Origin of the sequence: Streptomyces sp. NPDC127098, from assembly GCF_042722465.1 — a bacterium.
GTDB classification, from domain to species: Bacteria; Actinomycetota; Actinomycetes; order Streptomycetales; family Streptomycetaceae; genus Streptomyces; species Streptomyces millisiae.
In genome coordinates, this window is the sequence record NZ_JBHXFJ010000081.1 from 1 (window position 1) to 20934 (window position 20934).

Consider the following 20934-nt stretch of genomic DNA (forward strand, 5'->3'; position numbering starts at 1 on the left):
GGCCTGCGGCCGTGCTGGCCTGCGGCCGTGCTGGCCTGCGGCCGTGCTGGCCTGCGGCCGTGCTGGCCTGCGGCCGTGCTGGCCTGCGGCCGTGCCGCGCCCACCCACCCGCCCTTGGCGGGGGGCCTCGCGCGGCAGGGGCCGCGTGGCCCCGGCGGCGAAGCCGCCGCGGGCTGGCCCTCCCGGCCGCTCACCGCGCGCAGCGCGGTTCGGCCCGCCACCCCGCGCGAAGCGCGGAACAGGGCGGGCGGGTGGGGACCCCGCCCGCGCGAAGCGCCGCGCACCCGGCGGCGAAGCCGCCACCGGCCCGGCCCGCAGGGCCACCACCGCGCGCAGCGCGAAAAGAAAGGGCGGGTGGGTGGGGGAGATCTCCCCGGCGCGAAGCGCCGCGGCTTGGCGCCCGCGGCCTGGCGCTTGTCAGCCGTGGTCGCCGTGGCCCTCGTCCGGCGGGGAGTTGAGCTCGTCCGGGGGGACGTGGTCGACGATCGGCGCCGCGACGTCGAGGAGTGGGTTGACCTCGGGGGCGTAGTCGTCGGGAACCGTCATCTCGACGTGGAAGGCCCGCTCGACCGTCGTGAAGCGGACGCCGTCCGACCGCTCCTCGAGCAGCCACGAGACGTCGTTCACGCCGACGAACTCCGCGCCGGCCGGATCGTAGCTCTCGGTGCCCGGCGTCAGCACCGCCGGCTCGGCCACCCCGCAGCGCAGCACGATCGCCGGGTCGCCCCACACCGCCACGTAGGGTGAGTCGTCGGCCGCCGTTCCGCGTCCCTGCCCGTCCACGTCCTCCGGGAGTTCGTCGACCAGCGCCTCGCAGGCCTCGCGTGCCTCGCCCGTCGGGGAGGGCGCCGTCACCTCGGGGCCGCCGGCGGACGCGTCGCACGCGCCGGCGGCGAGGAGCACTGTGGCGGCCAGCAGGCCGCGGCGTATCGGGAACCGCACCCGGCGAGCATACGAGGCGTCACAGGTGCACGACCGGGCAGGTCAGGGTCCGGGTGATGCCCGCCACCCGCTGCACCTTGGCGACCACGAGCCGACCCAGCTCGTCCACGGTGTTCGCCTCGGCCCGCACGATCACGTCGTAGGGGCCCGTGACGTCCTCGGCCTGGAGCACCCCCGGGACCTTGGAGATGACGTCGGCCACGGTGGACGCCTTGCCCACCTCGGTCTGGATCAGGATGTACGCCTGTACCACGGGTCCTCCACGGCGGCTACGAGGAACGGGGGCGCTACCGTAGCGCGTCGTGACCGGCACTGGGAGACTGCGGCGAGTGCTGATCACGGCAGGTTGACCCGTGGGCCGGCGAGATGAGCATGAGGAGAGCTGAGTGAAGGGGACTGTGGGGGAGCTCGGGGAGTTCGGGCTGATCCGGGAGCTGACCTCCCGGATCGGTGACGCGCCCGCCGTGCGACTTGGTCCGGGGGACGACGCCGCGGTGGTCGCCGCGCCCGACCGGCGGGTGGTCGCCAGCACCGACATGCTGCTCGAGGGCCGGCACTTCCGCCGTGACTGGTCCACCGCCTACGACGTCGGCCGCAAGGCCGCGGCCCAGAACCTCGCCGACATCGCCGCCATGGGGGCCGTGCCGACCGCCCTGCTGATCGGTCTCGTGGTGCCCGCGGAGCTCCCCGTCACCTGGGCCCTGGAGCTGATGGACGGCATCAGCGACGAGTGCCGGGTGGCCGCCGCCGGGGTGGCCGGCGGGGACGTGGTGCGCGGCGAGACGATCATGGTCTCCATCACCGCGCTCGGCGACCTCGGCGGGCGCGAGCCGGTCACCCGTGCGGGCGCCAGGCCCGGCGACCTGATCGCGGTCACCGGGTGGCTGGGCTGGTCCGCCGCCGGGCACGCCGTGCTCTCGCGCGGCTTCCGTTCCCCACGCGCCTTCGTCGAGGCGCACCGCCGCCCCGAGCCGCCCTACCCGGCGGGTCCCGCGGGCGCGGCGCTCGGCGCCACCGCCATGACGGACGTCAGCGACGGGCTGATCGCGGACCTCGACCACATCGCGCAGGCGAGCAAGGTGCGGATCGACATCCGCTCGGCCGCGCTCGACATCCCGGCGCAGATGTCGGACATCGGGCAGGCGGTCGGCGTCGACCCGCTGCACTGGGTGCTCACCGGCGGCGAGGACCACGCCATCGTCGCGGCCTTCCCGCCGGAGACCAAGCTTCCGGCGCGCTGGCGGCCGATCGGCGAGGTGCTGCCGGCGCGCGGGCGCGGCGCGCCGCGGGTGACGGTGGACGGCGCGGCCTGGGACAAGGCCGGCGGGTGGGACCACTTCGCGGGCTAGCGCGGGCCGCGGGCCGGCGCCTGGGTACCGTCGAGCCATGGCCATACCCCAGGGCACGCCGCCGCGCGTGCTGACCATCGCCGGCTCCGACTCCGGCGGCGGCGCCGGCATCCAGGCGGATCTCAAGACCATGCTGGCGCTCGGCACCCACGGCATGAGCGTGCTCACCGCCGTGACCGCGCAGAACTCCCTCGGCGTGCAGGGCGTCTGGGAGCTGCCGGCGGACGCGGTCCGCGCCCAGTTCAGGGCGGTGGTGGACGACATCGGGGTGGCCGCCGTCAAGACCGGGATGCTCGCCACCGCCGAACTGGTGGAGACGGTGGCCGCCCTGCTCGGACCGTTGGCCGTGCCCGTCGTCGTCGACCCGGTCGGCGTCTCGAAGCACGGCGACCCGTTGCTCGCCACCGACGCGCTGGACGCGGTGCGCACCAGGCTGCTCCCGGTCGCCACCGTCGCCACCCCCAACCTGCCCGAGGTCGCCCAGCTCACCGGCGTCACGGTGCGGGACGAGGACGACCTGCGGCGGGCCGCCGAGGCCGTGCTCGCCCACGGGCCGCGCTGGGCGCTCGTCAAGGGCGGCCACCTGCCGGGCGACGCCACCGACCTGCTGACCGACGGGACCACCGAGCACTGGCTGCGCGCGCCCCGCCTGGACAACCGCCACACCCACGGCACCGGCTGCACCTACGCCTCCGCGATCGCCGCCCGGTTGGCCGTCGGCGACGAGGTGCCGGAGGCGGTGGCCGCGGCCAAGGAGTACGTGACCGGCGCCATCCGGGCCGGCTTCCCGCTCGGCGCCGGCATCGGTCCCGTCCACCACGGGCACGCGTTGGCACCCCGACCGCGCTGATCCGCGCCCGGCACCCTGACATAAGCTGCCACCGGCCGCCCGCCGGCCACGCAGGACCCGCTCTCCAGGAGGACCCCCGTGCCGCAGCCGCTGGACGCCGACGCGGTGCGGCGCTGGTGCCGGATCGCGCTGGACACCGTGGGCGGCGCCCGCGAGGACATCGACGCCATCAACGTCTATCCGGTGGCGGACGGCGACACCGGCACCAACCTCTACCTCACGCTGGAGTCGGCGGCCCAGGCCGTGACGGCCGCCGCCACCGGGCGCCCCACGCTGGCCGAGGCGGTGCGCGGCATGGCGCACGGCGCGCTGATCGGCGCCCGCGGCAACTCCGGCACGATCCTGGCCCAACTGCTGCGCGGCATGGCCGAGGTGCTGGCCGAGGCCGGAACCGGCGGGGACCCGGGGCCCGGCGGCGCGGACGCCGACGCCGTGCGGCGTGCGTTGCGCCGGGCGGCGGCCGGCGCGTACGAGGCGGTCGCCCGGCCCGTCGAGGGCACCATGCTCACCGTCGCCACGGCCGCCGCTGACGCCGCCGAGCGCGCGCCGGGCGACAGCGCCGCCGAGGTGGTCGCGGCGGCCTGCGCCGGCGCCCGCCGGGCGCTCGCCGCCACGCCAGGACAGCTGCCGGTGCTCGCCGCCGCGGGCGTGGTGGACGCCGGCGGCAGCGGCCTGGTCGCCGTCCTCGACGCGTTGGACGCGGCGCTCTCCGGCCGCGCCCCCGACGCCCCGCTCCGCGACCGCCTCGGCCGCGCCGGGGGCCTCGGCCCCTCCTCGGGCGCGGCCGAGGCGGTCGCGGAGTGTCCGGTGGCTACCCATGACTCCTACGAGGTCATCTACCTGCTCGAGGCCGGCGACGAGGCCATCGCGGCGCTGCGCCGGCGGCTCGACGCGCTCGGTGACTCGCTGGTGATAGGCGGCGGCGACGGCCTGTTCCACGTCCACCTGCACACCGTGGAGCCGGGCTCCGCCGTGGAGGCGGGCATCGAGGCGGGCCGGCCGCACCGGATCAGGATCACCGCGCTCGCCGGCGAGACCGCCGCCCCGCCGCGCCCGCCACGCGCCGCCGGCCGCGCGGTGGTCGCCGTGCTGCCGGGCGAGGGGCTGGCCGGCCTCTGCGCCGAGGCCGGCGCGGCCACCCTCACCGCGCGCCCGGGCGAAGCGCCGGGAGCCGGCGAACTGACCGCCGCCGTGCACGCGGCGGGCGCGGCCGAGGTGGTGCTGCTGCCCAACGACGACGAGCTCTGGCACGCGGCGGCCGCCGCCGCGGAACAGGCCAGGGCCGACGGAGTCCGGGTCGCCGTCGTGCCCACCCGCTCCCCGGTGCAGGGGCTCGCGGCGCTGGCCGTGCACGCCCCGGAGCGCCGCTTCGACGAGGACGTGGTCGCCATGACGGCGGCGGCCCGCGCCACCCGCTTCGGCGAGGTGGACGTCGCCGAGCGCCAGTCGTGGACCATGGCCGGGGTCTGCCAGGCCGGCGACGTCCTCGGTCTCGTCGACGGCGACGTCGTGGTGATCGGCCACGACCCGGCCGAGGTCGCGGGCGACGTGCTGGAGCGCATGCTGACCGGTGGCGGTGAGCTGGTCACCCTGGTGCTCGGCGGCACCGCGCCGGCCGGGCTCGCCGACCGGCTCACCGAGCAGGTGCGCCGCGGCCACCTGGGCGTGGACACCGTGGTCTGCGCCGGCGGCCAGAGCGCGCCGCTGCTGATCGGCGTCGAGTAGCCGGCGCGCGCCTGACGCGTCGCGCGCCCGCGCGGCCGACTGTCGGCGCCATGGTGTGCAATGGCAGCGTGACCGCCCCGCGAGAACCCCTGGCCCAACCCCTGGGAAAGGTCGTCGGTGGCACCACCGCCAAGGTGATGGCCACCCACCTCGACCTGCACACGGTCGGCGACCTGCTGCACCACTACCCCAGGCGGTACGCCGAGCGCGGCGAGCTGACCGGGCTCGCCGACCTGCCGCTCGACGAGCACGTCACCGTCGTCGCCGAGATCGCCGACGCCCGCTCCCTGTCGTTCAACCGCGGGCGCGGGCTGCGCCTGGAGGTGACCCTCACGGACGGCAGGGGCCGGCTCCAACTGGTGTTCTTCGGCCACCGCGCGGTGCGCCACCACGAGAAGGTGCTGCTGCCGGGACGCCGCGGCATGTTCGCCGGCAAGGTGTCCCTGTTCAACCGCACCCTCCAGCTCTCCCACCCCGCCTACGAACTGCTCGGCGAGGAGGCGGGCGAGGAGGCCGTCGCCGAGTTCGCCGGCCGGCCGCTGCCCATCTATCCGGCGTGCAAGCAGCTGGAGTCCTGGCGCATCGCCAAGTCGGTCGCCGTGGTGCTCGACTCGCTCCAGGCCACCGGCTGGGCCGGCCTCGCCGACCCGCTGCCCGCCGCGTTGCGCGCCAGGCGCGGTCTGCTGCCGCTCTCCGACGCCTTCGAGAAGGTGCACCGGCCACGCGGCAGGGCGGACGTGGCCGAGGCGCGCTCCCGCCTCAAGTGGGACGAGGCGTTCGTGCTCCAGGTCGCGCTGGCCCGCCGGCGGCGCGCCGCCGCCCAGCAGCCCGCCGTGCCGAGGAGGCCGGCCCCCGGCGGACTGCTCGACGTCTTCGACGCCCGGCTGCCGTTCACCCTGACCGAGGGCCAGCGCCAGGTCAGTGACGAGATCTTCGCCGACCTCGCCCTGGAGCACCCCATGCACCGGCTGCTCCAGGGCGAGGTCGGCAGCGGCAAGACGCTGGTGGCGCTGCGCGCCATGCTGGCCGTCGCCGACTCGGGCGGCCAGTCCGCGCTGCTCGCCCCCACCGAGGTGCTGGCCCAGCAGCACCACCGCTCGATCACCGAGATGCTCGGCGAGCTGGCCGAGGGCGGCATGCTGGGCGGCGCCGAGCACGGCACCAGGGTGGCGCTGCTCACCGGCTCGATGGGCGCCCAGGCCAGGCGCCGCGCCCTGCTCCAGGCCGCCACCGGCGAGGCGGGCGTCGTCGTCGGCACCCACGCCCTGATCGAGGACGTGGTGCGCTTCCACGACCTCGGCCTGGTCGTGGTGGACGAGCAGCACAGGTTCGGCGTCGAGCAGCGTGACGCGCTGCGCGGGAAGGGCGAGCGTCCGCCGCACCTCCTGGTGATGACCGCCACGCCGATCCCGCGCACCGTCGCCATGACGGTCTTCGGCGACCTGGAGACCTCGGTCCTCGACCAACTGCCCGAGGGCCGCTCGCCGATCGCCAGCCATCTGGTGCCGGCCCGCGACAAGCCGCACTTCCTGGAGCGCGTCTGGCAGCGGGTCACCGAGGAGGTGGCGGCCGGCCACCAGGCGTACGTGGTGTGCCCGCGCATCGGCGACGACCCGGCGGACGAGGCCGCCGCCAAGCAGGGCGAGCAGGGGCGGGAGCAGGAGGGCGAGGAGCGGCGCCCGCCGCTCGCCGTGCTCGACGTCGCGGAGCAGCTGTCCGGCGGCCCGCTCGCCGGGCTGCGTCTTGCGGTGCTGCACGGCCGCCTCGCGCCCGAGGCCAAGGACGAGGTGATGCGCCGCTTCGCGGCCGGCGAGGTGGACGTGCTGGTGGCCACCACCGTGATCGAGGTCGGGGTGAACGTGCCCAACGCCACCGCGATGGTGATCATGGACGCGGACCGGTTCGGGGTCTCCCAGCTCCACCAGTTGCGCGGCCGGGTCGGCCGGGGTTCGGCTCCCGGCCTGTGCCTGCTGGTCAGCGAGGTGCCGGAGGGCAGCGCGGCCCGGTCGCGGCTGGAGGCCGTGGCGGCCACGACCGACGGCTTCGAGCTCTCCAGGATCGATCTCGAACAGCGCCGCGAGGGTGACGTGCTGGGCGAGGCGCAGTCCGGCGGGCGCAGCAGCCTGCGGATGCTGGCGGTCATCGACGACGAGGAGCTGATCGCCGAGGCGCGGGGCGAGGCCACCGCGCTGGTCACCGCCGATCCGGAGCTCGAGGGCTCGCCCGAGCTGCGCGCGGCGCTCGGCTCGCTGGTCGACGCGGAGCGCGAGGAGTTCCTGGAGAAGGGCTGACCCGAGCCGCCACCGCCGAGACCTGACAGGCCCGTGATCTGACAGGCCGTCAGTTGTCAGTGCCGCCTGCGAGAATCCAGGCAGTCGAAAGGCACGGCGCGCGGACCTCGACCAGGACGGCGCGTCGTCAGGACCCCTGGGGGTTGCTCGCATGGCATTCCGGCACATCAACGAACTGCCGCTCGGCGACAAGATCTTCCGCGTCGAGCTGGCCAGCGACGACGACATCACCGTGACCCTGACCCTGACCGGCCGGCGCGAAGGCGCCTCGGGCGCGCCGCTGGCCTCCGGCACGCTCACCATGCCGCTGGCCGACGTGCCCACCCTCCGCATCGCCCTCAACCGCGGGCTGCGCGCGCTCGCCCTGGCCGCCGACGTGGCCGAGCCCATCCCCGACCGGGACATCCTGCGCGAGCTCTTCCCCGGCCACGGCGCCCCCTGGGTCCCGCAGCACGAGGAGGACCTGACCCGCCGCTTCCACGCCGGCGAGACGATAGCCCGCGTGGCCGCCAGGTTCGGCCGCACCCCGGACTCGGTGCGCACCAAGCTCAGGGAGCTCGGCCACGACCCGCGCCGCCCGGAGTACTGCCCGCCGGACGGCTGTCTCTCCTGGTCCAGGTACGTCTCGCCGGCCCTCGTGGGCACGGTGGGTGAACCGAAGGAGAGTTGAGCGGAGCGGGATCCTCCCGCTCGTCCCGATCGTCATAGAAGTATCCGCATTTCCGCCCCTGGCGCCGCCGTTCCGGTTTCGGTAAAACGGTCACCCGGACCGCAGTCGAGGCACTACGGTGAGTGCGCCCAGGGGCGGGTTCAGGAGAGGCACACCGGGAGGATTCCGCATGACCGATCGGCCAGAGGCGCTGCCGGAGCGGCAGGTCCCGTCCGTCGCGGAGCTCGAGCGGATGTTCATGGACGGTGCCTGGCCCGGCGCCGCGTTCGGGGCCGCCAGGCCCGCCGCGCTCGGCGTCCGCATCCCCGGTGAGCGTGGCTACCCGGGCGCGGACCCGGGGGACCACGCCAGGCGGCTGCTGCGCCGCGCGACCAACCACGACCGCCCGGGAGCCGAGGTCGTCGAACTGCTCGCCGGCGCCCGCGGCTACGACATCGAGCGGTTGCCCGAGCTCTACCCGCGGCCCGACGACCGGCGGTGGTGCGCGCTCTACGAGCACGCCTTCCTGATGGCCGACGACACCGAGATCTGCCTCTACGAACTGGAGCACGACCGCACCCCGGACCGTCGGCTGGTCTGCGAGGTCTACCCGGACGAGATCACCGCGGGCCTGGCCGCCCGCCGCTGGGAGGCGTTCTGACGCGCGAGGTCCGTGGGGCCTGCCGGCCCCGCTGACCGGCGTCCCGTATAGCGTGGTGGGGACGGCCCACGGATCGAGCTTCGCGAAGGACGCAGATGACGCGCGTGATCGCCGGCAGCGCCGGCGGGCGGCGGCTCGCCGTGCCGCCGGGCGGCGGCACCCGCCCCACCTCGGACCGGGCGCGGGAGGGGCTGTTCTCCACCTGGTCGGCCCTCTGGGGACCGCTGGACGGGGCCCGGGTGCTCGACCTCTACGGTGGCTCGGGAGCCGTCGGTCTCGAGGCGCTCTCCCGGGGCGCCGCGCACGCCCTGCTGGTCGAGCAGGACGCCAGGGCGGCCAGGACCATCCGGGCGAACATCAGGACTCTCGGCCTGCCGGGCGCCGAACCGCGCACCGCGCGCGCCGAGCAGCTGGCCGCCACGCCGGCCCCGGGCCCGCCGTACGACCTGGCCTTCCTCGACCCGCCCTACGCGGTCACCGACGACGATCTCCGCGAGATCCTTCTCACACTGGCCGGCAACGGCTGGCTCGCCGCCGACGCGATCGTCACCGTGGAGCGGAGCACCCGCGGGGGGACCTTCCGCTGGCCGGCCGGATTCCAGGAGCTGCGTTCGCGCCGCTACGGCGAGGGAACGCTCTGGTATGGCCGGATCGCCGACCACCACGTCAGGGACCGGTCATGACGGACCGGAAGAGCGAGGAGAGACCGTTGCGCCGCGCAGTCTGTCCGGGGTCCTTCGACCCCATCACCAATGGCCATCTCGACATCGTGGCCCGCGCCTCGAAGCTCTACGACGTCGTGCACGTCGCCGTGATGATCAACAAGTCGAAGCAGGGCCTCTTCGCCGTCGAGGAGCGGATCTCGCTGATCGAGGAGTGCACCGAGAGCTACGGCAACGTCGTGGTCGAGTCCTTCCACGGCCTGCTGGTCGACTACTGCAAGCAGCGCGACATCCCCGCCATCGTCAAGGGCCTGCGGGCCGTCAGCGACTTCGACTACGAGCTGCAGATGGCCCAGATGAACAACGGCCTCTCGGGCGTCGAGACCATGTTCATCCCCACCAACCCCATCTACAGCTTCCTCTCCTCCAGCCTGGTCAAGGAGGTCGCCACCTGGGGCGGCGACGTCTCGCACCTCGTCCCCGAGCCCGTGCTGCGCGCCCTGGGCGAGAAGCTGCGCCGCGACTGACGCGGCCTCGGGCGGGGTGAACGGCCCCCGGGCGCGCCTCGTTGGCCGTACAGTCGCCTCGTGGACGTACAGCAGAAACTCGACGAGATCGTCGCGGCGGTCCAGAGCGCCAAGAGCATGCCCATGTCGGCGTCCTGCGTCATCAACCGGTCCGAGCTGCTCGAGCGGCTCGAGGAGGTGCGCGCGGCGCTGCCCGGCTCCCTGGCCCAGGCCCAGGAGGTGCTGGGCGACCGCGAACACGTCGTGGCGCAGGCGCAGGAGGAGGCCCGGCGGATCGTCGAGGCCGCGCACTCCGAGCGCGGCTCGCTGGTGGCGAACACCGAGGTCGTCCAGCAGGCCAGGAACGAGGCCGCCAGGATCCTGGCCGAGGCGCGGCGGGAGGCCACCGAGGTCAAGGCCGAGGCCGACGACTACGTGGACAGCAAGCTGGCCAACTTCGAGGTGGTGCTGGGCAAGACGATCGGCTCCGTGGACCGTGGGCGCGAGAAGCTGCTCGGCGCCGAGCGCGGCGATCCGGCCGAGCTGCTGGCCAACGCCGAGGCGTACGTGGAGGCGCAGTTCGGCTCGATCGAGGCCGTGCTGCGCAAGACCCTGGACGCCGTCGGCCGGGGCCGGCAGAAGCTCACCGGGCACCGCCCCATCGACGAACTCGCCGAGCACGTCGCCGCCCAGGAGGCCAGGGAGGCGGCCGAGGGCGGCGCCCGGCGCCAGGACGCCTACTACGAGCAGGACCAGGAGCAGGGCATCTACGACTACCTCGGGGTGCCACAGCCCGAGCAGCCGGCGGCCGCCGGCGCCGGCTACCAGGCCCACGGCGCCAATCCCTACGCCGCCCTCGCGCCCTCCGCGTCCACCGGCGGCTACGGCCAGCAGGACACGTACTCCCAGGCGCCCCAGGTGCCCCACGACGGCTACGGCTACGGCCAGGACGCCTACGCGGCCCAGGCCGGCTACGGTGCCCAGGACGCCGGCGGCTACCCCCAGGCGCCCTACGGTGGCCAGCCGGCGCTGCCGGCCCCTCCCGCGCAGCCGCCGTCGTACGACTACCAGCCCTCGGGCCAGCTCGACGAGACCAGCCTCTTCGACACCAGCATGATCGACGCCGAGCAGTTGCGCCGCTACCAGCAGGGCCAGCTCTGAGGCCACGCCCCGACAGCTCCCGGAGGGCTCCGATTGGGTGCCCGCCGACCGGTGAAGTATGCTGACTGTTCGGCTGCGGCACCTTGGCCGATCATCGCTGCCCGCCCGGCCCTCGACGAGGAGCCGCGGTGCGCGGCTCCCGCAGCCACCGCCATCGCGAGAAAGCAGAAAGCCCTGAACGCCCCGCTTGATCACCGAGCCCCCCTCGTGTTCGACACACGCGAGCTGGGGCGGCGACCGGGTGCGCTCAAGCGGATCTCCCGGTCCGTCGAGGCCCCCGCCGACCTCGGCGTCGAGGTCATCGGCGTGCCGACCGGGGCCAGGCTTGACGTGGAGCTTCGCATGGAGTCGGTCATGGAGGGCGTGCTGGTCACCGGCACCGTCCATGCGCCGCTGGCGGGGGAGTGCGTAAGGTGTCTGGAGCCGCTGGCCCGCGAGGTCGAGGCGGACTTCCAGGAGATGTACGCCTACCCGGACCTGGAAGGCCGCGGCCGCTCGGCCGAGCCGGCCGACGAGGAGCGGGACGAGGAGACGCTGTACCTTCAGGGCGACCTGTTCGACCTTGAGCCCGTGCTGCGGGACGCGGTGGTGCTCGCACTGCCGCTGCAGCCGGTGTGCCGGGAGGACTGCCCGGGTCTGTGCCCCGACTGCGGGGTGCCGCTCGCGCAGGACCCGGACCACCAGCACGACGAAGCCGTCGACATCCGTTGGGCGGCGCTGCGCGAGTTCGCCGGCCGAACAGGGCCGGCCGAACCCGACGGCAAGCAAGAGAAGGCACCCCGCGCCAGCGGGGACGAATCACAGGAGAATTAGCCGTGGCTGTTCCGAAGCGGAAGATGTCGCGCAGCAACACGCGCCACCGCCGGTCGCAGTGGAAGGCCGCTGCCCCCAACCTGGTGCGCTGCGAGCGCTGCCAGGAGCCGAGGCTGCAGCACACCGCGTGCTCCAACTGCGGCACGTACAACCGTCGTCAGGTCCTCGAGGTCTGATCGGCGGGTGACAGGCTTCATGTCACACGCCAGGAGGTCGCAACCCCAGGCGTCGGAGGACACAGCCTCGTCCCTCGCGATTCTGGAAGGGCGGCTCGGCTACCGGCTTGAGCCCGCCCTTCTGGTGCGTGCGCTCACCCATCGCAGCTTCGCCTACGAGAACGGTGGCCTGCCGACCAACGAGCGGCTCGAGTTCCTGGGGGACTCGGTCCTCGGCCTGGTCGTCACCGACACCCTCTACCGCAAGCACCCGGACCTCGCGGAGGGTCAGCTCGCCAAGTTGCGGGCGGCCGTCGTGCAGGCCAGGGCGCTGGCCGAGGTGGCCCGCGGTCTCGACCTGGGCGCCTTCGTCCGGCTCGGCCGGGGCGAGGAGGGCACCGGCGGCCGGGACAAGGCGTCGATTCTCGCCGACACCCTGGAGGCCGTGATCGGCGCGGTCTACCTCGACCAGGGGCTCGGGGCGGCGGACGAGCTGATCCACCGCCTCTTCGACCCGGTGATCGAGCGCTCCTCCAACCTCGGGGCCGGTCTCGACTGGAAGACCAGCCTGCAGGAGCTGAGCGCGGCCGAGAGCCTGGGTGTGCCCGAGTACGTGATCAGCGAGACGGGTCCCGACCACGAGAAGACCTTCACCGCTGCTGCCCGTGTCGCTGGCGAGACCTACGGCACCGGCACAGGCCGCAGCAAGAAGGAAGCCGAACAGCAGGCCGCCGAGACGGCCTGGCGCGCGATCCGGGCCGCCGTCGACGCGCGGCGCGCCGCCGAGAGCCGGCCGGACCAGGACGAGGAGGGCGCCGCCGGTGCCTGAGCTGCCCGAGGTCGAGGTCGTCAGGCGCGGCCTCGAGCGCTGGGTCGGCGGCCGCACGGTCGTCAGCGCCGACGTGCTGCACCCGCGCGCCGTGCGCCGGCACCTCGCCGGTCCGGTCGACTTCGCCGACCGGCTGCGCGGCGTGTCCGTCTCTGGGGTGCGCCGGCGCGGCAAGTACCTGTGGCTGCCGCTCGGCCCCGAACTCGCGCTCCTCGCCCACCTGGGGATGAGTGGTCAGCTGCTCGTCAAGACCGGCCGGGCGCCCGACGAGAAGCACCTCAGGGTCCGGATCACCTTCGCCGACGCCGGCGGCGGGGAGCTGCGCTTCGTCGACCAGCGCACCTTCGGCGGCCTCTCGCTGCACCCGCTCGGAGCCGACGGACTGCCCGACGTCATCGGGCACATCGCCCGCGACCCGCTCGACCCGGAGTTCGACGAGGACGCGTTCCACGTGGCGCTGCGCCGCCGCAGGACCACCATCAAGCGTGCCCTGCTCGACCAGTCGCTGATCAGCGGCGTCGGCAACATCTACGCGGACGAGTCGCTGTGGCGGGCCGGGCTGCACTTCGACCGGCCCACGGCCTCGCTGACCCGGCCGCGCACGGCCGCGTTGGTCGGCCATGTCAGGGACGTGATGCGGGCGGCGCTCGCCGTCGGTGGCACCAGCTTCGACAGCCTCTACGTCAACGTCAACGGCGAGTCCGGCTACTTCGACCGTTCGCTCGACGTCTACGGCCGCGAGGGCGAGCCGTGTCGTCGCTGTGGGACGCCGGTGCGTCGCACCCCGTGGATGAACCGCTCCAGCTACCACTGCCCCCGCTGCCAGCGGGCGCCAACGTGACGTCCGCCGGTCAGTAGCCGAAGTCCTGGGTCCACCAGGGGCCGCCGTCGCCCAGGTGGACGCCGACGCCCAGCGTGGTGAACTCGCAGTTGAGGATGTTCTCGCGGTGCCCGTCGCTGGCCATCCAGGCGTCCATCACGGCCTGCGCGTCCTGCTGGCCGCGTGCGATGTTCTCGCCGCCGAGGTTGGCTATGCCGCTGGTGAGCGCCCGGTCCCACGGGGTCAGTCCGTCGGGGTCGGTGTGGTCGAAGAAGCCGCGCTCCGCCATGTCCCGGCTGAAGTCGGCCGCCAGCCGGGAGAGCCCGGTGTCCAGGGTGAGCGGCTGACAGCCGGCGTTGGCGCGCTCCTCGTTGACCAGCGTCAGCACCGCCTCGGCCATGGCCGTCTCCGGGTCCGTGGCCGGCGACGGCTCCTCAGAGGTGGGCGGGTCGCTCGGGGTCTGCTCCGGCTCCTCGGTCGGCGTGGTGGGCGCCGGCGTCGTGGACTCGGTCTCCTCCGGGGTCTGTTCGGGCGCCGGCGTGGTGGGCTCGGCCGACGACTCCTCGGGCGTGGGGGAGGGCGACTCCTCGCTCGGCCGCGTCGTCTCCTCGGCCGGCTCGGTGCTCGGCGCCTCCTCGGGCGTCTCCTCCCGCTGCCCGCCCAACTCGGTGGACGGCGAGGGCGACAGCGTGCCCGGCCGGGTCGGCGTCCGCTGCTCCTGGGCCCGGACATCGTCGGTGTCGTTGTTCAGGCCGAGGCTCTCACCGAGCCCCGGCAGCAGGCCCGTTCCCACGGCCACCGCGCTCACCGTGAGGGCTGCGGAGGCACCGACCAGGCCTGTGCGCGCGTGCCCCCGGCGTCGGCGATGGCGTCCCATCCAGAGCACCGTCCTCGTTACTCAGTGAAGATCGTTGATCACCCGAACGGGTGAAGTGTCACCGCGTGACTGTACGGCATGGAGACCGCGACGGAAGTGCCTGGAAGTGAAAACCCGGGATAGCGTGCGTCACATGAACCGACCCGTTCCACCACCCGAAGACCCGGCCGAGCCCGTCCGGATGACCGCCTGGGTGCGCGGCCTGGTGCAGGGCGTCGGCTTCCGCTGGTTCACCAGGGCCGCCGCCCTGGAGATCGGCGAACTGCGGGGCTTCGCCCTCAACCTGGCGGACGGGCGCGTCCAGGTAGTGGCCGAGGGCCCCAGGGAGCGCTGTGAGCGGCTGCTCGGCTGGCTCCGGGAGGGCGACACGCCCGGCCGGGTGGACGGCGTCACAGAGATATGGGACACACCGCGCGGGGACTACCGGGACTTCGCCGTTCGCTGACGAGCGCCACCCCGCCGCCGGGGAATGTCCCGGAAACTGCTTGCCAACCCCGCTCCGACGTGCAAAGCTGCGGCCAGCAACTGCCCGGGGACCACCCAGCGCTCCAGCGGAACGTAACCGGAGCCGCCCCTCGGAGGCCGCCTGTGGCCCCGTCGCCCCGGCCTCTACGCGGTGTGATCGTGTTGACCGTCCCACTTTTTGGTGAGACGCTGAAACTCCCGCGCATCTCAGCCGTGTGGCCCTGAGAACTGAGGGCAAGGCGAACGTCGCGGGACCAATCCCTCACGACCCACCAACGGCTTCGGTCGGTCACTCAGTGTGGAGGACCATCCATCATGGCAAAGGCGCTTCTCGGACACGTCGGCGGCTCCGACCCCCGAGTCCTCGCCGAGATGCGACGGCTTCAGCAGCGCGTGCAGGACCTGGAGACCCAGCTCCTCCGGGTTCAGGCGGAGAACGACGCGCTGGCCGCCGCCGCTCGGCACGGGAACTCGGTGCTCGACAGCATCGACATGCCCAAGGCGGAGCCCGCTCTGACCTGACCTCAAAGGCGAGGACGGGCCGCGACGGCACCGCCAGCGGATAATGCGAGGGACGCTTCGGCGTCCCTTCGTCATGTCCGGCCACCAGCCCATCTGGTCTACTCACTGATGTGCCCGTCCGCACCGGCGCCGAAACGGCGAATCGTGAAAAGGACGAATGGCGCACCCTCCCGGTAGAGTCGCACGGCGTGCACCTCAAGAGCCTGACCCTGCGCGGGTTCAAGTCCTTCGCCTCGGCCACGACGCTGCGCCTGGAGCCCGGTATCACGTGCGTCGTCGGGCCGAACGGCTCGGGCAAGTCCAACGTGGTGGACGCGCTCTCCTGGGTCATGGGCGAGCAGGGCGCCAAGTCGCTGCGCGGCGGCAAGATGGAGGACGTCATCTTCGCCGGCACCACCGGCCGTCCGCCGCTCGGCCGCGCCGAGGTGTCCCTCACCATCGACAACTCCGACGGTGCGCTGCCCATCGACTACACCGAGGTCACCATCACCCGGACCATGTTCCGCAACGGTGGCAGCGAGTACCAGATCAACGGCAACACCTGCCGGCTGCTCGACGTCCAGGAGCTGCTCTCGGACTCCGGCATCGGCCGCGAGATGCACGTCATCGTCGGCCAGGGCCAGCTCGACTCGGTGCTGCACGCCGACCCCACCGGGCGCCGCGCCTTCATCGAGGAGGCCGCCGGCGTCCTCAAGCACCGCAAGCGCAAGGAGAAGGCGCTGCGGAAGCTGGACGCGATGCAGACCAACCTCGCCCGGGTGCAGGACCTCACCGACGAGCTGCGACGACAGCTCAAGCCGCTCGGCCGACAGGCCGCCGTGGCCAGGCGGGCCGCCGTCATCCAGGCCGACCTACGGGACGCCAGGTTGCGGCTGCTCGCCGACGACCTGGTCGCCCAGCGGGCCGCGCTGCGCGCCGAGATCGCCGACGAGGCCGCCCTCAAGGAGCGCAAGGAGGCCGCCGAGGCGCGCCTGAAGGAGGCCACGCGCCGGGAGTCCGAGCTCGAACAGGAGGTGCGGACGCTTGCGCCCCGCGTGCAGCGCGCCCAGGACACCTGGTTCGCGCTCTCCCAGCTCGCCGAGCGGGTCCGCTCCACCATCAGCCTGGCCGACGCCCGCGTCACCAGCGCCACCTCCCAGGCACCGGAGGAGCGGCGCGGCCGCGACCCCGAGGACATGGAGCGCGAGGCGGCGCGGATCCGTGAGCAGGAGGCGGAGCTGACCGCCGCCCTGGAGGCCGCGAGCCGGGCGCTCGACGACACCGTCGAGCACCGCGCGGACCTGGAGCGCCGGTTGGCCCAGGAGGAGCGGCGGCTCAAGGACGTGGCGCGTGCCATCGCCGACCGGCGCGAGGGCCTGGCCAGGCTGCACGGCCAGGCCAACGCCGCCCGCAGCAGGGCCGCCACCGCCCAGGCCCAGATCGACCGGCTCGCCGCGACGCGCGACGAGGCGACCGAGCGGGCCGCCGAGGCACAGCGCGCCTACGAGGAGCTGAACGCCGAGGTGACCGGGCTCGACGCGGACGACACCTCGCTGGCCGAGGAGCACGAGGCGGCCAAGCGGGAACTCGCCGCCGCCGAGGCCGAGCTCGGCCGGGCCAGGGACGCCGTCGGCACCGCGGAGCGGGAGCGGGCCGCCGTCTCGGCGCGGCACGACGCGCTCGCGCTCGGCCTGCGCCGCAAGGACGGCAGCGGCACGCTGCTGGCCGCCGGCGACCAGCTGGCCGGGCTGCTCGGGCCGGCCGCCGAACTGCTCACCGTGGCCCAGGGCTTCGAGGTCCCGGTCGCCGCCGCGCTCGGCGCGGCCGCCGACGCGGTGGCCGTCGAGGGCCCGGCCACCGCCGTCGAGGCCCTGCGGCTGCTGCGGAAGCAGGACGCGGGCCGCGCCGCGCTGCTGCTTGGCGGCGTGCCGGACGAGGAGCCCGCGACGGGGCCCGGCGACGGCGGCCGGCGGGCGGCCGACCTGGTGAGCGGCCCGCCCGAGCTGCTCCCCGCCGTCCGGCGGCTGCTGCGCGGCGTGGTGGTGGTCGCCACCCTGGAGGACGCGCTGGAACTGCTGGCGTCCCGGCCCGAGCTGACCGCCGTCACCGCCGAGGGCGACGTGCTCTCCCGCCACCTGGCGCAGGGCGGCTCGGCCGGTGCGCCGAGCCTGCTCGAGGTGCAGGCGTCGGTGGCGGAGGCCGCGGCCGAACTGCGGGAGCTGACCGAGCGGTGCGCCGAGTTGGCGGAGGCCCAGCGGTCGGCCACCGAGCGCCGGGCGACCGCCGCCGCCAGGGTGGAGGACCTCGCGCAGCGGCGCAGCGCTGCCGAGCGCGCCAAGTCGAAGGTGGCACAGGACCTGGGCCGGCTCGCCGGCCAGGCCAGGGGCGCCGCCGGCGAGGCCGAGCGGGCCGAGGCGGCGGTGGCGCGGGCCCAGGAGGACCTGGCCAGGGCGGTCGAGCAGGCCGAGGAGCTGGCCGAGCGGCTGGCCGTGGCCGAGGAGTCCGCGGACGCGGAGGAGGAACCGGACACCGCCGTGCGCGACCGGCTCGCCGCCGACGGGGCCAACGCCCGGCAGACCGAGATGGAGGCGCGGCTCCAGGTCCGCACCCACGAGGAGCGGGTGAAGGGGCTTGCCGGCCGGGCGGACGCGTTGGACCGTGGGGCGCGCGCCGAGCGGGAGGCGCGGGCGCGCGCCGAGCGGCGGCGCGCCAGGATGCGGTACGAGGCCGAGGTCGCGAGCGCCGTGGCCAACGGCGCCCGCCAGCTGCTGGCCCACGTCGAGGCCTCGTTGGAGCGGGCCGGCGCCGAGCGCGAGGCGGCCCAGCGGGCCAGGGCCGAGCGCGAACAGGCGCTGGTGGTCGAGCGGGCCGCGGGCCGGGAGCTCAAGGACGAGCTGGACAAGCTGACCGACTCGGTGCACCGCGGCGAGGTGCTGGGCGCGGAGAAGCGGCTGCGCATCGAGCAACTGGAGACCAGGGCGCTGGAGGAGCTGGGCGTCGAGCCCGGGGTGCTGGTCGCCGAGTACGGGCCCGACCAGCCGGTGCCGCCGTCCCCGCCGGAGGAGGGCGAGGTGCTGCCCGACGACCCGGAGGACCCGCGCAACCAGCCGCGGCGCTTCGTCAGGGCCGAGCAGGAACGTAGGCTGCGGGCCGCCGAGCGGGCCTACAAGCAGCTGGGCAAGGTCAACCCGCTGGCGCTCGAGGAGTTCGCCGCGCTCGAGGAGCGGCACAAGTTCCTCAGCGAGCAGCTCGACGACCTCAAGAAGACCAGGGCCGACCTGCTCCAGGTCGTCAAGGAGGTCGACGAGCGGGTGGAGCAGGTCTTCACCGCCGCCTACCACGACACGGCCCGCGAGTTCGAGGGCGTGTTCTCGCGGCTCTTCCCCGGCGGCGAGGGGCGGCTCATGCTGACCGACCCCTCCGACATGCTGACCACCGGCGTCGAGGTGGAGGCCAGGCCGCCGGGCAAGAAGGTCAAGCGGCTCTCCCTGCTCTCCGGCGGCGAGCGCTCACTGACCGCGGTCGCCCTGCTGGTCTCGATCTTCAAGGCGCGGCCCAGCCCGTTCTACGTCATGGACGAGGTCGAGGCGGCGTTGGACGACACCAACCTCCAGCGGCTGATCCGGATCATGGAGGAGCTGAAGGGCAGCTCCCAGCTGATCGTGATCACCCACCAGAAGCGCACCATGGAGGTCGCCGACGCGCTCTACGGCGTCTCCATGCAGGGCGACGGGGTGTCCAAGGTCATCAGCCAGCGGCTCTCCGGCAAGGGATAGCGCGGGCCGGACCGGACCTAGCCGAGGATGCCGCGCTCGTAGGCCGTGGCCACCGCGGCCGCGCGGTCGTTGACGCCCAACTTGGCGTACAGGTGGGTGAGGTGGGTCTTGACGGTGGCCTCGCTGATGAACAGCTCCCGGGCGATCTCGCGGTTGGATGTGCCCTGTGCCACCAGGGCGAGGACCTCGCGCTCGCGGGCGGAGAGCGGCTCGTTGCCGGGGGAGCGGACCGCCGAGACCAGCCGGGAGGCGACCGCGGGGGAGAGGACCGTGCGTCCGGCGGCCGCCGCGCGCACCGCGGCGAACAGCTCCTCGCGCGGGGCGTCCTTCAACAGGTAACCGGTGGCCCCCGCCTCGATCGCCGGGAGGGTGTCGGAGTCGGTGTCGTAGGTGGTCAGCACCAGCACCCTGGCCCGGGCGCCGCGCCCGGTCAGCTCGGCGATGGCCGCCACCCCGCCGCCGCCCGGCATCCGCAGGTCCATCAGGATCACGTCCGGGTCGAGGGACTCGGCCAGGGCCAGGGCCGCCACGCCGTCCGACGCCTCGCCGAGGACCGTGAAGCCGGGCTCCGAGGCGAACATCCCGCGCAGCCCGTCGCGCACGACGGGGTGGTCGTCGACGATCAGCAGGGAGATGGGCGGCCCGTCAGTCATGGTCGACCAAGGGTACGCGCGCCGACACCGCGGTACCGAGGCCGGGCTCCGACTCGACGGTGAGCGAGCCGGCCACCCGCTCGGCCCGGGTCCGCATGCCGGCGAGGCCGAAGCCACGGCTGTGGCTGCGCGCCGGCACGGCCGACGGGTCGAACCCCAGGCCGTCGTCCCGGACGTCGAGCATGACCTCCGGGCCGACGAAGGTCAGCGTCACGCCGACGCGCGAGGGCCGGGCGTGCCGAGCCGCGTTGGACAGTGCCTCCTGGGCGATCCGCAGCAGTGTCGCGGCGAGCTCGTTGTGCAGCTGGCGCGAGGCGCCGGCGAGCGTGAACTCGGCGCGCACCCCGGTCCGTTCCGACCACTCGACGACCGTCCTGCGGAGCGCGGTGGGCAGCGCGTCGTGCTCCAGGTCCACCGGCGCCAGGTTGTGCACCGAGCGGCGGGCCTCGCCCAGGCTGTGCCGGGCCAGCCGCGCCGCGCGGTCCACGTGCTCGTGGACGACCGCCGGGTCGTCCACCTTCTCCACGGCCTGGAGCTGGGCGATGATCCCGGTCAGGCCCTGCGCGATGGTGTCGTGGATCTCGGCGGCGAGCCGGCGCCGCTCGTCGGCGATCCCCGCCTCCCTGGCCTGCACCACCAGCTGGGCGTGGAGCGCCGCGTTCTCGTCGAGGGCCTGCTGCAGGGCCGCGTTGGTCCGCTCGAGCTCGACGATGAAGGCGGCCTGCGCCTCGGCCTGCGCCTGCTCCTTGGCGGCCAGGTGGGCGAAGACGTGCACCAGGCCGATGTGCATGCCGAGTAGCCCCGCGTACACCGCCCAGGCGGGACCCCAGGCGCGCAGCTGCGCCGGCCCGCCCACGTTGGACAGGGCCATCACGACGGCCGTGGCGTAGAGGCCGGTCCGCACCAGCCGCCGCGGGAGCTGCCGGTCGGCGCTGAAGTAGCCCTGGACCGCGTAGACGCCGAAGAACGGGTTGAGGCAGGTGAGGGCGAGGGAGAGCGCCCAGCGCGTGAAGTAGTGGCAGGCGCCCGCAGCGGACGGCCCGCGCGCCAGGCGCTGCCAGCTGAGCTGGAGGAGGACGGCGGCCACCGCCAGGAGGGCGGTGGCGATCCGGGCGGCGCGGGACATCCCCAGCTCGTCGGCCGTGACGACGGCGAGCAGCAGGGCCACCCCGAGCAGGGCGTGCGGCCCCCACCGGTCGAAGAGGTCCCAGCGCCGCTCGACATCCGACACGTTTCTCACCAGCCCAGT

The 20934-nt window shown here is 74.3% G+C and carries 21 protein-coding genes; 16 read left to right on the forward strand and 5 right to left on the reverse strand.

What is annotated here, in order from left to right:
• Window positions 1-417: 417 nt before the first annotated feature.
• Together ACFWI8_RS32460 and ACFWI8_RS32465 are read right to left on the reverse strand one after the other, a co-directional pair.
• Complete coding sequence (locus ACFWI8_RS32460; RefSeq protein ID WP_387098898.1) at window positions 418-942, reverse strand: DUF3515 domain-containing protein; 525 nt, start codon at window positions 940-942, stop codon at window positions 418-420.
• A gap of 19 nt (window positions 943-961) precedes the next feature.
• Complete coding sequence (locus ACFWI8_RS32465) at window positions 962-1195, reverse strand: Lrp/AsnC family transcriptional regulator (RefSeq protein WP_387098900.1); 234 nt, start codon at window positions 1193-1195, stop codon at window positions 962-964.
• A gap of 133 nt (window positions 1196-1328) precedes the next feature.
• Between ACFWI8_RS32465 and ACFWI8_RS32470 the strand changes: the two genes are divergently transcribed.
• The 13 genes from ACFWI8_RS32470 (at window position 1329) to mutM (ending at window position 13434) form a co-directional block, all read left to right on the forward strand.
• Window positions 1329-2291 (forward strand): thiamine-phosphate kinase, encoded by a 963-nt coding sequence (locus ACFWI8_RS32470; RefSeq protein ID WP_311601405.1) that lies wholly within the window; start codon window positions 1329-1331, stop codon window positions 2289-2291.
• A gap of 37 nt (window positions 2292-2328) precedes the next feature.
• Window positions 2329-3141 (forward strand): bifunctional hydroxymethylpyrimidine kinase/phosphomethylpyrimidine kinase, encoded by an 813-nt coding sequence (gene thiD / locus ACFWI8_RS32475; RefSeq protein ID WP_387098902.1) that lies wholly within the window; start codon window positions 2329-2331, stop codon window positions 3139-3141.
• A gap of 78 nt (window positions 3142-3219) precedes the next feature.
• The gene (locus tag ACFWI8_RS32480; protein ID WP_387098904.1) at window positions 3220-4866 is read left to right on the forward strand and encodes a DAK2 domain-containing protein; all 1647 of its coding nucleotides are present in this window, start codon (window positions 3220-3222) and stop codon (window positions 4864-4866) included.
• 50 nt (window positions 4867-4916) lie between these two features.
• Entirely contained in the window at window positions 4917-7157 is a 2241-nt protein-coding gene (gene recG / locus ACFWI8_RS32485; protein WP_387098906.1) for an ATP-dependent DNA helicase RecG, read from the forward strand.
• Window positions 7158-7308: 151 nt separating this feature from the next.
• On the forward strand, window positions 7309-7827 hold the full coding sequence (locus tag ACFWI8_RS32490; RefSeq protein WP_387098908.1) for a hypothetical protein: 519 nt from the start codon (window positions 7309-7311) through the stop codon (window positions 7825-7827).
• A 169-nt stretch (window positions 7828-7996) separates the two neighbouring features.
• Window positions 7997-8467, forward strand: a complete 471-nt coding sequence (locus ACFWI8_RS32495) for a DUF6227 family protein (protein ID WP_387098910.1) — start codon at window positions 7997-7999, stop codon at window positions 8465-8467.
• Window positions 8468-8562: 95 nt separating this feature from the next.
• Window positions 8563-9150: a 16S rRNA (guanine(966)-N(2))-methyltransferase RsmD gene (gene rsmD, locus ACFWI8_RS32500; RefSeq protein ID WP_387098912.1), complete on the forward strand. Its 588-nt coding sequence runs from the start codon at window positions 8563-8565 to the stop codon at window positions 9148-9150.
• A 26-nt stretch (window positions 9151-9176) separates the two neighbouring features.
• Window positions 9177-9656 (forward strand): pantetheine-phosphate adenylyltransferase, encoded by a 480-nt coding sequence (gene coaD, locus ACFWI8_RS32505; RefSeq protein WP_387098946.1) that lies wholly within the window; start codon window positions 9177-9179, stop codon window positions 9654-9656.
• A 60-nt stretch (window positions 9657-9716) separates the two neighbouring features.
• On the forward strand, window positions 9717-10796 hold the full coding sequence (locus ACFWI8_RS32510; RefSeq protein WP_387098914.1) for an ATP synthase F0 subunit B: 1080 nt from the start codon (window positions 9717-9719) through the stop codon (window positions 10794-10796).
• A 207-nt stretch (window positions 10797-11003) separates the two neighbouring features.
• Window positions 11004-11609, forward strand: a complete 606-nt coding sequence (locus tag ACFWI8_RS32515) for a YceD family protein (RefSeq protein WP_387098916.1) — start codon at window positions 11004-11006, stop codon at window positions 11607-11609.
• 2 nt (window positions 11610-11611) lie between these two features.
• Window positions 11612-11785, forward strand: a complete 174-nt coding sequence (gene rpmF / locus ACFWI8_RS32520) for a 50S ribosomal protein L32 (protein WP_120683031.1) — start codon at window positions 11612-11614, stop codon at window positions 11783-11785.
• Window positions 11786-11804: 19 nt separating this feature from the next.
• On the forward strand, window positions 11805-12593 hold the full coding sequence (gene rnc / locus ACFWI8_RS32525; protein WP_387098918.1) for a ribonuclease III: 789 nt from the start codon (window positions 11805-11807) through the stop codon (window positions 12591-12593).
• A complete protein-coding gene (mutM, locus tag ACFWI8_RS32530) occupies window positions 12586-13434 on the forward strand; it encodes a bifunctional DNA-formamidopyrimidine glycosylase/DNA-(apurinic or apyrimidinic site) lyase (protein WP_387098920.1) in 849 nt (282 codons plus the stop codon). Before rnc ends, mutM begins: the two co-directional genes overlap by 8 nt.
• A gap of 10 nt (window positions 13435-13444) precedes the next feature.
• On the opposite strand, the gene ACFWI8_RS32535 is transcribed toward mutM, so the two are convergent.
• A complete protein-coding gene (locus tag ACFWI8_RS32535) occupies window positions 13445-14212 on the reverse strand; it encodes a CAP domain-containing protein (protein ID WP_387098922.1) in 768 nt (255 codons plus the stop codon).
• A gap of 211 nt (window positions 14213-14423) precedes the next feature.
• On the opposite strand from ACFWI8_RS32535, the gene ACFWI8_RS32540 reads away from it, so the two are divergent.
• The 3 genes from ACFWI8_RS32540 to smc all read left to right on the forward strand — a co-directional run bounded on the left by ACFWI8_RS32540 (window position 14424) and on the right by smc (window position 19032).
• Window positions 14424-14735 carry an acylphosphatase gene (locus ACFWI8_RS32540; RefSeq protein WP_387098924.1) on the forward strand — a complete coding sequence of 104 codons (312 nt, stop codon included), beginning with the start codon at window positions 14424-14426 and terminating at the stop codon, window positions 14733-14735.
• Window positions 14736-15070: 335 nt separating this feature from the next.
• Entirely contained in the window at window positions 15071-15277 is a 207-nt protein-coding gene (locus ACFWI8_RS32545) for a hypothetical protein (protein WP_387098926.1), read from the forward strand.
• A gap of 188 nt (window positions 15278-15465) precedes the next feature.
• Window positions 15466-19032, forward strand: a complete 3567-nt coding sequence (gene smc, locus ACFWI8_RS32550; RefSeq protein ID WP_387098928.1) for a chromosome segregation protein SMC — start codon at window positions 15466-15468, stop codon at window positions 19030-19032.
• A 17-nt stretch (window positions 19033-19049) separates the two neighbouring features.
• On the opposite strand, the gene ACFWI8_RS32555 is transcribed toward smc, so the two are convergent.
• Both ACFWI8_RS32555 and ACFWI8_RS32560 read right to left on the reverse strand, forming a co-directional pair.
• Window positions 19050-19685 carry a response regulator gene (locus ACFWI8_RS32555; protein WP_387098930.1) on the reverse strand — a complete coding sequence of 212 codons (636 nt, stop codon included), beginning with the start codon at window positions 19683-19685 and terminating at the stop codon, window positions 19050-19052.
• Complete coding sequence (locus ACFWI8_RS32560; protein ID WP_387098932.1) at window positions 19678-20925, reverse strand: sensor histidine kinase; 1248 nt, start codon at window positions 20923-20925, stop codon at window positions 19678-19680. Before ACFWI8_RS32560 ends, ACFWI8_RS32555 begins: the two co-directional genes overlap by 8 nt.
• Window positions 20926-20934 lie beyond the last annotated feature (9 nt).